The organism is Streptomyces dangxiongensis (assembly GCF_003675325.1).
Lineage (GTDB): Bacteria > Actinomycetota > Actinomycetes > Streptomycetales > Streptomycetaceae > Streptomyces > Streptomyces dangxiongensis.
The window spans coordinates 5,026,575-5,038,748 of sequence record NZ_CP033073.1 but is presented as its reverse complement, the minus strand read 5'-3'; the positions used below and the strand labels follow the sequence as shown (position 1 = coordinate 5,038,748).

Here is a 12,174-nt window from a genome sequence, read left to right as displayed (position 1 = left end):
GCGCCAGGGTGGGTGGGTCAGGTGCCGGGGTCCTCTTCCGGGGCGGCGTCGGAGCTCTTCTCTTCGCCGTGGGGCGCGGGCAGGCGCGCTCCCCTGCTGCGGGCGATGCGGTGCACGTCGTGGAGCGCCTCGGCCAAGCGGGCGGCCAAGTAACGGAGTTGGGGTGCGGTGGCCTTGTCGTCGCCCAAGAGATTGACAGCATGGCCGAGAAGGTCGTCGGCCATGCCGAGCTGGACGGCTTCGACATCGTCGGCGAGGCATGAGAGACGGCCGGTGCCGGTGTCGTCGGTGACGAGGTAGCAGGGGTTGCCGTCGAGGGTGGACCAGGGGAGGAGGCGGGGCCGGCTGGCCGTGGGGTCGGCGGCGTCGTGACTCTTGTAGATCACGCGGCGACCGCCTCGGGGACCGGGATTCGGCGGGAGCCGACATCGACGCCGTGGATGCGCCGTGGTCCTACGTCGATGCCGTGCACGGCGAGCCAGAGGGTCCGGCGGCGGGCGCGCTGCTGCTTGGCCTGCGTGCGCCGTTCGTGGGCGAGGAGGTAGGGGCGGACGAGCCGGGAGTCCTCGCCGTGGAGGAGGGCTTCGTGCGGGGAGGGGCGGCGGCCGGGTGCGCCGGGGGCGGCCGGCACGGGGGTGCGCTGTGCCCCTCCCCCGGCGCGGTGCCTGCCCCGGTTCCGGTGCCGCCCGGAGGCGGGCCACAGGAGCCGCAGCAGCGGCTCGACGAGGAGGGCGATACGGTGCAACACGTCTTCAACTCCGATGCGGTTGAGGGCCATGCCCCCGGGCCGTCGGTAGCGGTCGCGGGGGTCTTCGGTACCCGAGGGCAGGTCGACGTGCATGGACGTCGCTGTGTAGCGATCCACTCACAGAGTGAGACGGGTCGGGCTAGGCTCGCCAGGGGGTCGGAGGTGACACCGCATCTGTCACATGGGAGTTGACGATGAGCAACATCTATGGGGAGTGGTTGAAGGCGCAGCGCGAGGCGGCCGGGCTGACGCAGCAGGAGCTGGCGACGGCCGCCGTCATGACGCGTTCGCACATCGCCCACATCGAGGCGGGCCGGCGCACCCCGTCCAAGGAGGACGCGAGACGCCTCGACAGGGCGCTGAACACGGGCGATGTGCTCAGCAGCTTCCTGCCGGACGACGACACGGCTGTCGCGGGGTACTTCGAGGCGGCCCTTCAGCTCGAACAGCAGGCGACGATGATCCGCGAGTTCGCTCTGTCGTTCATCCCCGGCATCCTCCAGACGGGAAGGTACGCGCGTGCGGTTCTGAGTACGTCGTTCCCTCCCGTGGGTGAAGCGGAATGTGACAGGCTCGTTGTCACACGCCTTGAGCGGGCGAAGATCCTGGAGGACCCGGTGACGCCCGTAGTGTGGGCGCTGCTTGACGAGGCTGTACTGCGGCGGGTGGTGGGCGGGCCGGAGGTCATGGCGGAACAACTCCGCCACATCGTGAAGCTGGTGGAATCAGGACGCGTACGCGTCCACGTGCTGCCCTTCGGACTGGGGGTCCATCCCCTCATGCAGAGCATGCTCACCCTGCTCAACTTCGAGGATCAGCCGCCGGTGGCGTACTCCGAAGGCATCCAGGTGGGCAAGATCCACGACTCCCCCGCCATGGTCGACCGCCTTGAAGGCACCTACGATCTCGCGCTAGGCGACGCAATGCCGCTCAAGGAGTCACTGACCCTGATGAGGGCGACAGCAAAGGACTACGAACACCGTGAATGAACCCACCATCCCCAACGCCTCATCCCTGCAGGGCTGGCGCAAGTCGACGTACAGCGGCAACGAAGGCGGCAGTTGCCTCGAGGTCCTGGACGGCTACACGACCGGTGTCCCGGTCCGTGACTCGAAGGCCCTTCAGGGACCCGCGTTGGTCTTCTCGTCGACCGGCTGGACATCGTTCGTCGCAGCGGTCGGGGACGGCCGCCTGCCCGTCTGACCGCTCACGGCCATGATCCGTCCGGCCCGCCTTATGGCGCGGGCCGGACGTCGCCCGCTCAGGCCACCGCAGCAGATACCGCAACCCGTCCCGACAGCAAGTCATCCACAAGCCCCTGCTTGAGTTGACGCAATTTCGCAAGCTCGGCCGCCTCTGCCAGTCTCTGATCGTCCACGGCATTGAGCCGCTCAAGAAACGCCAACTGCCCTGGCAAACTCATTTTCGGGAACGGACAATTGCGCACGTCATCGCCATTGATGCTGGCCTGAGAGATGGCGCTCTTGGCGCACTGCAGAAAGTACCGCTTAACTATCGAGCTCCCCAACCAAGTCTCCGTAAACACAGGGTCGGCTGCGGAGTAAATCAGCTTACAACGCATCATGTTTGACTCGAAGATCGTGGGCTCGATCAAACGTCGCACCGATGTCGATTTGCCAACGAGATCGGGCGTATTCACGCGATTGATTACGATATCCCCCACGTCGAGCCCGTATTGTGCAATTTCGCTACCCTTCACGGAGACTCGCAAAAGACCTCGAGTAAGGTCCGACTTCCCCCTGGAGAAACTATCGATGCGCACGATGGGAGTACCTTGCAGGCCATACGAGCGTGCGGGCTTGTAGATACCGTTCTGGGGTCCTTGTTTGAGCACCTCACCGAACTGCCCGCACTCCAGCTCGGCAAGCTCCTCCATCAATCCGGAGCGCAATGCGTCAAACTTAGCGATCGACGCCTCGATGCCCCGCTCCAGCCCAGTAAAACTGTCGATTACCTCAACGATCCGCCGCTGTTCACTGAGCGGCGGAACTGGCAACCAGAACCCCTCCAAGTCCCCTCTGTTGACTTTTGGGATTCCAGTACGCCCCGAAAGACTCTCCACGTATCGCGAAAACTGATCACCGAGAAGGACAGCCTTGACAAAACCCCCAACCATCTCCTCCCTTGGTCGCAGTGGATACATATCTGCCGAGCAGATCCCCGTAAAGTCGGCGAGAGCTACTTTCCTTAGCGCAGGCCTGATCTTACTGAATACGACGTCCCCAGGGCGAACTACATACTTGCCGCTGATAGCCCCTTGCCATTCAGCAGTCTCCAGCCTGAGGATCGCACCTGTACCGGGCTCTACGTGATCCGGCGCGAGCAAGAACTGGCTTCTATACGGAGGGTCTAGGGGACTCACTTGCCCCTTGGGGAGGCTCACCACATCGGTCAGCCGCCGAAGTGGCCACTCAACCGACATAGCCCAGCGCCTCCAGGTAGCCATCCAACTTCTCCGCCGCAGCTTCCCGCCCCGCCCGAATCTCCCGCAACGAAACGGCGTACTTCTGCTCCCACGTCTCATAAGACGCCGCCAACTCACGCTGCCACCGCATCACATGCCCGTCCAGCTTCGCCGCCAGGTCATCCCGCAGCAGGTCGAGCACCACCCGGCGCTCCCCCTCCGCGTCCAGCTCCGCCCTCGCCCGGAACAACCTCGGTGGCTTCTCCCCCAGCGTGGGCGAGTCGCTCGGGTACGGATACCGGTGGAAGTCCGCCTCAAGGCGTTTGATGTCCGCGCCCGCCTTCGTGCGCGCCTTCTTCACCCGCGCCAGTTCAGCCGTGAGCTCGGCCAACTCCTCCATACTCAGGGCGACTTCCTCCGAGTCGACCTCACCCTCGGCCGAGTCGCCGTCGGCCTCGGGTTCCTCCCCGCCCCCGGAAAGCCGCGCGCTCAGCTCCTTAAACCGCGCGTCCGCTTCCGCCTTACGCGCGTCCGCCTCCGCCAGCTCTTCCAGGAACTGCGGAGCGATCGCGGCGACCACCTTGTGGTCGTACGCCTGACGTCGCTCAGCGGCCGTCCGCGTACGCAGCTTCTTCGTTCGTGCGTCCTGTTCGGGCGAGAGCATCGTGTCGACGTTCTCGACCCACCCGTCGACGACACCCCCGAATCCGTTCTCCGACAGCGCGAGAAGGTCATACTTGGCGTCGTACCACCACCCTGCGACCGCTCCCGCCAACGCGTACCGGTCCAGCAGCCCGACCCGTCCCAGCCGTTCCCCGAACGACTTCATCAGCTGCCCCCGCACCGCCATCAACGCGGCCTTGCGCTCGGAGGACGTGGACGAGGCGAGAGCCTCGGGCGTGGCCGCCACCGCCTCCAGCCGGCGGGCAGCCGATTCCTCCCACCACTTGCCGAACTCCGCCCGCAGCGCTTCCTCCCGGGGCCGGGCCAGCTCGCCCAGCTCGGGACGGCCGCCCGCCGCCTCGTCCCGGAAGTCCACGTACGCCGGGTCGGCCGGCTCCCGCTCCACGAACAGATCGGTCACCCCGATCCCGTACGAGTCGAGCAGCGGCTTCTTCGCCTCGATCTCGGCGCGCGGCACCCCGCCCACCAGGTGCGCCCGCACGTCCTGCGGCTCGGGTGGCGGTGTGTTGTCCACATACCGGCGGATGTTGAGGTTGTCGTCGTTGGCGGCGAGTTCCTCGCGGGTGACGATCCGCGAGAAGCCGGGTACCTCCTCGTACGCGTGGAACGTCGAGACGATCTTCTCGGCGTGCTCGGGCAGCAGCACGTTCTGTGCCCGCTCCGCGTGGAACTCGCGGTCGGCGTTGATGAACAGCACCTTGCCTTCCCGCGCCCGGTCCTTCCGGCCCGGCGGGCGGAGCACCAGGATGCAGGCGGGGATGCCGGTCCCGTAGAAGAGGTTTGGCGCGAGGCCGATGACCGCCTCGATGGCGTCCTTCTCCAGCAGCTCCGTACGGATGGCCTGCTCACCACCACCCCGGAACAGCACTCCGTGCGGCATGACCGTGATCACCATGCCGCCGCGAGAGCCCTCCCGCTTGGCCTCCCACAGCATGTGCTGGAGGAACATCAGGTCGGCCTTGCCGCGCTCGCTCGTCGCCCCGTACTTGGCGCGCTCGGCCGGATGCGCCAGGTCCTCGAAGACGTAGTCCAGAGAGAACGGCGGATTACTGAGTACTCCGTCGAAGCGGTCCTCGTCCGAGCGCGGAACGTGCGCCGGCTGCGAGAGCGTGTCCCCGGTGGCCAGGTCGAAGCGGCGCACCCCGTGCAGGACCATGTTCATCGTCGACATGATCCAGGAACCGGAGTTGGCGTCCTGTCCGGCGAAGAACATCGACGACGTATCGCCGCCGTGCTCCTCCACGTACTCCGCCGCATGGATGAGCATGCCGCCCGAGCCGACGCACGGGTCGTAGATCCTCATGTTCTCGGTGGGGGCGAGGAGCTCCACCATCATGCGGACCACGGCACGCGGGGTGTAGAACTCGCCGCCCTTGCGTCCGGCCGTGTCCGCGAACTCCTTGATCAGGTACTCGTACGCGGCACCGATCAGGTCGGGGAACTCGAAGTCCTCCGTACGCAGCCGGATCCGCCCGAAGTGCGCGATGAGGAGCTTGAGGCGCTGGTCGGCCAGCTTCGCCGCTCCCGAAGCAGCGCCTGAACCACCGATGCGATTGAAGTCGAGGTGGTCGAAGAGTCCCTTGAGCTTCGCGTTCTGCCTCTCGAGCGCTTGCAGCGCGGGACGCAACGCCTTCTCATTGATGTTGTGGGGGACGGCGGAGACCTCGTGCCAGCGGGCCTCCTCCGGCACGTACAGCACATCGCGCTTGCGGTAGGGGCCCGGCTGCTCCAGGTAGCCGCGAAGGTCCTCGTCGCCGAGCTTCAGCTCCTCGACCGCGTACTGCTTGAGCCTGTCCCTAGCCGCCTCGAACTCGTCGTTGGCACGCTTCAGGAAAAGCAGTCCGAAGATGTAATCCTTGTACTCGGAGGCGTCCATCGTGCCGCGCAGGATGTCCGCGGCGGCCCACAGATGCCGTTCCAACTGGGCGAGCGTGAGCTTGGCCACGTACGAGACTCCCTACAACCCGACCTGAGATGACGGAGAGACCTTATGGCCCGGCCGGGGCCATACCGAAATCGCTCGTGATCATGGCCGAGAGGGTCAGTACGTGTCGATGTGCAGCGCCTTCTTCACGAACTCGTGCACGTCCGTGTAAGGGTCCTTGTCCCACTTGTCCACATGTGCCGCGTGCTGTTTGTTCATCCGCTCGGCGTTCTTCCGTGCCGTCTTGTAGCGGCCCAGGACCTGGTGCGGCAGGACCACCTTGGGGGCCTTGGCGTCCTGGGAGCCTCGCTGGAACGGGAGCCGCCCGGCCGCCCCGTCGCACACCCCGGCGAACGAACCGCTGACCGGCTTGTAGTGGGCCAGGCGCCACACCTCGAAGCACGGATGCGAGAAGGCGACGCCGATGTCCGCCTTCTCCGCCTGCTTCAGCGCGTCGCGGACGTACTTGTAGTTGTCGTGGTCGAAGAGGCACCAGACCTGAGGCAGGTACTTCTCCTCCAGTCCGGCCCGCTTCGCCTTGCGGTCCTCCTCGCGCTTCAGCCTGATCGCCTGCTCGACCAGGTCGAGCGGCTTGCGCCCGCTGTCCGCTCTGCGGTTGGCGATGTGCATCTCCACCGGGACCTCGTCGGCGAGCGGGACGCCCTGTTCCTTGAGGATGTCGAGGTACGACGGCTCGGTCACCTTGCCCTCGGTGAGGATGAAGACCTGGCGCTTGCGCTGTCCGCCCCTCCGGGCCGGACGCTCCCACGAGTCCTTGCCCCTCTGCGCCCGCCCCATCAGTCGCGCCCCGCCCCGTCCGCTCGCTCGCCCGTCCCGTCGTACGTGCCCGCCTCACGCGCCACGAGCAGCCGCCGCGCGATCTGCCCCTCCAGGAGGGCCGGAACCCCGCCGAAGGCCCCCGCCAGATAGGACTGCGTGAGGTCCTCGTCCTCGCCCGGCTCCGCGTCGGTGAGCGGATACAGCTCGGTCGCCCCGTCCTTGTCCTTCTCCGTCAGCCACACCTGCGCCGGGTCGAGGAGCCGCTCGCCGCTCGGGGTGGTGAGCACCGTCGCGTCGTGCGACGTGAAGACTAGCTGGGCGCCCCTGGGGTTCGCGTACGGGTCGTGGAAGAGTCGGACGACCTCGGCTGCGAAACGGGAGTGCAGGCTGGCGTCGAGTTCGTCGACGAGGAGGACCGCGCCTTCGTCGAGGGCGAGGAGCAGGGGGCCCAGGAGGGCGAACCAGGACCGGGTGCCGTAGGACTCCTCCCGCCAGTCGAAGGAGACGTCCCCGGCAGCCGAGTGGTGCGTCAGCTTCACCGTGTCCCGGCCCGGGCCGTCCTGGACGACCGTGGCTCCGGTGATGCCGAGGTCGGCGACCCTCAGCAGCTCCTGGATCCTGGTGGCCCTCGGACCGGACAGCTCCTTCGTGGTGTACCGCGCGCGCTCGTCCCGCTCGACCTCAGGGCTGATCATCCAGAAGTTGCGGCGGAACCAGTGGAACAGCGGCGAGAGCTGCGGGTGGTTGTCCGTGCCGGCCGTGGAGAGCAGCAGCGCGTTCGGCCGCGTGCGCCGTACGAGCTGGGCCCGGTCCTTGACGCGTCCGCCGGGCCACTTGAAGACGTCCGGCCGGGAGGCGTCGCGGTCGAGCCATTCCTGACGGCGACCGCGCGGGTAGCTGTGCAGCCATTCGGACTCGACGCGGGTGGCGCCGAGCTCGAAGCCGTACGTCCAGCGGACCCCGTCGATGACGACGTCGACCTCGAAGAACGAGGGCTCGCCCCCGCTCTTGGGGTCCAGGGAGAAGACCTGGCGCGGGATGCCGTCGTAAGAGGCCCAGTGCGCGTAGGAGTTGAGGACCGCGTTGCGCATGTCCGTCATCGCGGTCAGCACGTTCGACTTGCCGGAGGCGTTGGCCCCGAAAATGCCGATCAGCGGGAAGACGGAGACGGATCCGCCGCCTGCGAGATCCACCGGATTCGCCGATCCGCCCTGTTCCTCGCCGGGCGCGACGAAGGACAGCTCCTGCTCGTCTCGCAGGGACCGTACGTTCGCGACGCGGAACCTCAGCAGCACGCTGTCCCCCTCTCCGGGCTCAGGGTAATGGCAGCATCCGACATCGGCCCGGCCGGGACGCCTGTGGCCTCCCGGAACATATCCCTTGAAGGTCACCGCGAACAGCCGATCGGGTGATCAGTCCGAGCCCAGATGCGTCGGCGCGAACATCCGCAGCACCGCCGGCAGCACCACCACCGAGGGGCCCGGTGCGGACAGCGCCTTGGTCAGGTCCTTCTTCAGGGACTCCGGGGTCGTCCGGACCCCCGGGACGCCGAAGGACTCGGCGAGGGCCACGAAGTCCGGGCCGGTCAGGTCCGTCGCCGTCGTCCGGCCGAAGGCCTCCGTCATGTACTCGCGCAGGATGCCGTAGCCGCCGTCGTCGACGATCAGCCAGGTGACCGGCAGGTCGTACTGGCGGGCCGTGGCCAGTTCCGCGACGGAGTACAGGGCGCCGCCGTCGCCGGACACGGCCAGCACCGGGCGGGTCGGGTCGGCCGTCGCCGCGCCGAGTGCCGCCGGGAAGCCGTAGCCGAGGCCGCCGGCGCCCTGGGCCGAGTGCATGGTGTTGGGGCCCTGGGCGTCGAAGGCGGACCAGGCCCAGTAGGCCAGGATGGTCATGTCCCAGAAGGACGGGGAGTCCGCGGGCAGGGCGGCGCGGACGGCGGCCAGCACGTCCTGTTCCAGGGTGAGTTCCTGGGACGCGATGCGCTGCTCGATCCTCGCGAGGACATTCCGTACGCGTTCCGGCGCCGATGCGTCCGTCCGCTCCGTCACCGTCTCCAGCAGCGCCTGGAGAGCCAGGCGGGCGTCGGCGTGGATGCCCAGGGCCGGGTGGTTGGACTCCAGTTTGCCGGCGTCCGCCTCGATCTGGATCACCCGGCCGCGGGGCTTGAACGTGTGGTAGTTCGAGGAGAGTTCGCCGAGGCCGGAGCCGACCACGAGGAGTACGTCCGCGTCCTCCAGGAAGTCGGTGGTGTGCCGGTCCTCCAGCCAGGACTGGAGGGAGAGAGGGTGCTTCCAGGGGAAGGCGCCCTTGCCGCCGAACGTCGTCACCACGGGCGCGTCCAGCTTCTCGGCCAGCCGGCGCAGCTTGCCCGACGCGTCCGACCGTACGACTCCCCCGCCCGCGATGATCACCGGGCGGGCCGCGTTCGACAGCAGGTCCGCGGCCACCGCCGTCAGTTCGGGGCGCGGGACCAGGTCGTCGGGGGTCGCGTCGATCGCCGTCACCACGGGCAGGGCCGTCTCCGCGAGGAGCACGTCCTGCGGGATCTCCACCCACACCGGCCCGTGCGGGGCCGTGAGCGCCGACTTCCAAGCCGCCGCGACGGCGGAGGGGATCTGGGACTGGGTGCGGACGGTGTGGACCGACTTGACGACACCCCGGAACGAGGCCGCCTGGTCGGGGAGTTCGTGGAGGTAGCCGTGCCGGCCGCCGCCCAGGCCGGCCGTCGGGATCTGGCTGCTGATCGCCAGGACGGGGGCGGAGGCGGCCGCCGCCTCCTGGAGGGCGGCGAGCGAGGTCAGGGCGCCGGGGCCGGTCGACAGCAGCAGCGGGGCCGCCTCGCCGGTGATCCTGCCGTAGGCGTCCGCCGCGAAGCCCGCGTTGTTCTCCACCCGCAGGCCGACGTAGTGGAGAGTGGAGCGGCGCAGCGCGTCGAACATGCCGAGGGCGTGCTGGCCGGGCAGGCCGAAGACCGTGGTCGCGCCGAGCCCGGCCAGCGTCTCCACGACCAGGTCTCCGCCGTTGCGGCCGGCGGGCGGGTTCAGCGCGGCCTCCGTCTGCGCGGCCGTCGGGCGGAGCACCAGGTCGTGGTCGTGCGTCACTTCGCTTCCGCGTCCTTCCGGGCCGCCGCGATCTGGCTGCTCATGATGGTGGTGAGTTCGTACGCCGTGTGGGAGGCGGCGACCGAGGTGATCTCGGCGTGGTCGTACGCCGGTGCCACCTCGACGACGTCCGCCGAGACCAGGTTGCAGGAGGCCAGGCCGCGCAGGATCTCCAGGAGTTCGCGGGAGGTCATGCCGCCGGCCTCCGGGGTGCCGGTGCCGGGCGCGTGGGCCGGGTCGAGGCAGTCGATGTCGATGGAGATGTACAGCGGGCGGTCGCCGATGCGCTGGCGTAGCTGGTCGGCGACCTCGTCGGCGCCGCGGCGGTAGATGTCGGCGGAGGTGACGATGCCGAAGCCCATCTTCTCGTCGTCGGTGAGGTCCTGCTTGCCGTACAGCGGGCCGCGGGTGCCGACGTGGGAGAGGGCCTCGGTGTCGAGGATGCCCTCCTCGACGGCGCGGCGGAACGGGGTGCCGTGGGTGTACTCGGCGCCGAAGTAGGTGTCCCACGTGTCGAGGTGGGCGTCGAAGTGGAGCAGGGCGACCGGGCCGTGCTTCTTCGCGACCGAGCGCAGCAGCGGCAGGGCGATGGTGTGGTCGCCGCCGAGGGTCATCAGGCGGGCGCCGGTGCCGAGCAGCTCGTCCGCGGCGGCCTCGACGGTCTCCACGGCCTCGTTGATGTTGAACGGGTTCACGGCGATGTCACCGCCGTCCGCGACCTGCGCGAGGGCGAACGGGGACGCGTCCTGCGCCGGGTTGTACGGGCGCAGCAGCCGGGAAGCCTCGCGGATGGCGTTGCCGCCGAAGCGGGCGCCCGGCCGGTACGAGACGCCGGAGTCGAACGGCACGCCGACGACGGCGACATCGGCGGTGCCGACCTCGTCGAGGCGGGGCAGCCGGGCGAAGGTCGCGGGGCCGGCGTACCGCGGGATGCGGGAGGAGTCCACGGGGCCGCGGGGCGTCTCGTTGCTGCTCATGGTCGTATGCCTTCTTTCCTGCGCTTCGTCGCGCATGTACTGCTTTCCCTACGACTCTACTGGTGAGCCGGGGCCGGTTCGGACACGAGTTCGGGGGACCGTCCGGCGAGGCGTTCGCGCCAGGCGGCGAGGACCGCCTCGTCGGTGGGCTCCGTCGCCAGGGACACGGCGACGTAGGCCACGAGGGAGGCCGGCAGGCCGTAGTAGACGGGCTCGCCGGCGAGGATGCCGTAGCCGGCCATGAGCCCGATGACGGCGAGGCCGCCGACGACGACCGAGGCCAGCGCGCCCCGGGCCGTGCCCCGCTTCCAGAGCAGGCCGCCGAGGATGGGCACGAGCAGACCGCCGACGAGCAGGTCGTAGGCCACGGTGAGGGCCTCGACCACGTTGTCCAGGGCGATCGCGGTGCCGATCACGGCCACGCCCATGACGAGGATGAAGGCGCGGTTGCCCGCGACCTCGTCGTGGCAGTCGCCGTCCCGTCGTACGGCACCGCGCAGGCGGGACCAGATGTCGTGGTCGGCGACCGTGGCGCAGGCGATCAGGGCGCCGGAGGACGTCGACATCACCGCGGCGAGCGCGGCGGCCAGCACCAGTCCGCGCACCCCGACGGGGAGTTCGTCCTTGACGATGGTGGCGAAGGCGTCGTCGGGGCTGCCCAGGTCGGGGTAGAGCACCTTGGCGGCCGTGCCGATCACCGCGCCGGCGAGGGCGTAGGCCAGACAGTACGTTCCGGCCACCGTGCCGCCCCACCTCGCGGTCCTGTCGCTGCGGGCGGTGAACACGCGCTGCCAGATGTCCTGGCCGATCAGCATGCCGAACGTGTAGATCAGGACGTAGGTGAAGACGGTCTCGCCGCCGATGCCCAGCGGGTCGAAGTACGAGGCCGGTAGCTGGGCCTTCATCTGCGAGAAGCCGCCCGCCCTGACGACGGCGACCGGCAGGAGCAGGAGCAGCACGCCGACCGTCTTGACGACGAACTGGACCATGTCGGTGAGCGTGATGGACCACATGCCGCCGAGGGTGGAGTAGGCGACGACGACGGAGCCGCCCAGGACGATCGCGACCGTACGGTTCATGTCGAACAGGACGTCGAAGATCGTGGCGTAGGCGATGGTGGACGTCACCGCCAGCATGAGGGTGTACGCCCACATGACCACGCCCGAGATGACCCCCGCCCGGCCGCCGTAGCGCAGGTCGAGCATCTCGGAGACCGTGTAGACCTTCAGGCGGGCGATGCGGGCGGAGAAGAAGACCGACAGGGCGAGCAGGCCCAGGCCGATGGTGAGGACCATCCAGGCGCCGGACAGGCCGTAGCGGTAGCCGAGACCCACGCCGCCGATGGTGGAGGCGCCGCCGAGGACGATCGCCGCCATGGTGCCGGAGTACATGACCGGCCCGAGGCGGCGGCCGGCGACCAGGAAGTCGCTCCTGGACCTCGCCCGGCGCATGCCCCACCAGCCCATGCCCAGCATGCCGGCGAGATAGACGACGATCACTGTGTAGTCGACGGCCATGGGCGGTGCTCCTTC

At 68.6% G+C, this 12,174-nt stretch carries 11 protein-coding genes; 2 read left to right on the top strand and 9 right to left on the bottom strand.

Annotated elements, in window-relative coordinates:
* Window positions 1–17: 17 nt before the first annotated feature.
* Together D9753_RS22680 and D9753_RS22675 are read right to left on the bottom strand one after the other, a co-directional pair.
* Window positions 18–386, bottom strand: a complete 369-nt coding sequence (locus D9753_RS22680; protein ID WP_121788659.1) for a hypothetical protein — start codon at window positions 384–386, stop codon at window positions 18–20.
* Entirely contained in the window at window positions 383–865 is a 483-nt protein-coding gene (locus D9753_RS22675) for a hypothetical protein (RefSeq protein WP_240468247.1), read from the bottom strand. Before D9753_RS22675 ends, D9753_RS22680 begins: the two co-directional genes overlap by 4 nt.
* Window positions 866–942: 77 nt before the next feature.
* Between D9753_RS22675 and D9753_RS22670 the strand changes: the two genes are divergently transcribed.
* Entirely contained in the window at window positions 943–1,737 is a 795-nt protein-coding gene (locus D9753_RS22670) for a helix-turn-helix domain-containing protein (protein WP_121788657.1), read from the top strand.
* On the top strand, window positions 1,730–1,951 hold the full coding sequence (locus D9753_RS22665) for a DUF397 domain-containing protein (protein ID WP_121788656.1): 222 nt from the start codon (window positions 1,730–1,732) through the stop codon (window positions 1,949–1,951). Before D9753_RS22670 ends, D9753_RS22665 begins: the two co-directional genes overlap by 8 nt.
* Window positions 1,952–2,009: 58 nt before the next feature.
* On the opposite strand, the gene D9753_RS22660 is transcribed toward D9753_RS22665, so the two are convergent.
* From D9753_RS22660 to D9753_RS22630, 7 genes are all read right to left on the bottom strand, one after another.
* The gene (locus tag D9753_RS22660) at window positions 2,010–3,191 is read right to left on the bottom strand and encodes a restriction endonuclease subunit S (protein ID WP_240468246.1); all 1,182 of its coding nucleotides are present in this window, start codon (window positions 3,189–3,191) and stop codon (window positions 2,010–2,012) included.
* Window positions 3,181–5,802: a type I restriction-modification system subunit M gene (locus D9753_RS22655; RefSeq protein WP_121788654.1), complete on the bottom strand. Its 2,622-nt coding sequence runs from the start codon at window positions 5,800–5,802 to the stop codon at window positions 3,181–3,183. Before D9753_RS22655 ends, D9753_RS22660 begins: the two co-directional genes overlap by 11 nt.
* 96 nt (window positions 5,803–5,898) lie before the next feature.
* Window positions 5,899–6,579: an RloB family protein gene (locus tag D9753_RS22650; RefSeq protein WP_121788653.1), complete on the bottom strand. Its 681-nt coding sequence runs from the start codon at window positions 6,577–6,579 to the stop codon at window positions 5,899–5,901.
* Window positions 6,579–7,856: an AAA family ATPase gene (locus tag D9753_RS22645; protein WP_121788652.1), complete on the bottom strand. Its 1,278-nt coding sequence runs from the start codon at window positions 7,854–7,856 to the stop codon at window positions 6,579–6,581. Before D9753_RS22645 ends, D9753_RS22650 begins: the two co-directional genes overlap by 1 nt.
* 117 nt (window positions 7,857–7,973) lie before the next feature.
* Window positions 7,974–9,665, bottom strand: coding sequence for a thiamine pyrophosphate-binding protein (locus D9753_RS22640; protein ID WP_121788651.1), 1,692 nt, complete (start codon window positions 9,663–9,665; stop codon window positions 7,974–7,976).
* Complete coding sequence (gene speB, locus D9753_RS22635; RefSeq protein WP_121788650.1) at window positions 9,662–10,642, bottom strand: agmatinase; 981 nt, start codon at window positions 10,640–10,642, stop codon at window positions 9,662–9,664. The genes D9753_RS22640 and speB overlap by 4 nt, the downstream gene beginning before the upstream one ends.
* A 56-nt stretch (window positions 10,643–10,698) precedes the next feature.
* On the bottom strand, window positions 10,699–12,159 hold the full coding sequence (locus tag D9753_RS22630) for a sodium:solute symporter (protein WP_121788649.1): 1,461 nt from the start codon (window positions 12,157–12,159) through the stop codon (window positions 10,699–10,701).
* Between the last annotated feature and the right edge of the window lie 15 nt (window positions 12,160–12,174).

Coding starts and splice junctions, on each gene's coding strand:
- D9753_RS22670 (WP_121788657.1), top strand. CDS start 943: ATGAGCAACATCTATGGGGAGTGGTTGAAGGCGCAGCGCGAGGCGGCC.
- D9753_RS22660 (WP_240468246.1), bottom strand. CDS start 3,191: ATGTCGGTTGAGTGGCCACTTCGGCGGCTGACCGATGTGGTGAGCCTC.
- D9753_RS22650 (WP_121788653.1), bottom strand. CDS start 6,579: ATGGGGCGGGCGCAGAGGGGCAAGGACTCGTGGGAGCGTCCGGCCCGG.
- speB (WP_121788650.1), bottom strand. CDS start 10,642: ATGAGCAGCAACGAGACGCCCCGCGGCCCCGTGGACTCCTCCCGCATC.
- D9753_RS22630 (WP_121788649.1), bottom strand. CDS start 12,159: ATGGCCGTCGACTACACAGTGATCGTCGTCTATCTCGCCGGCATGCTG.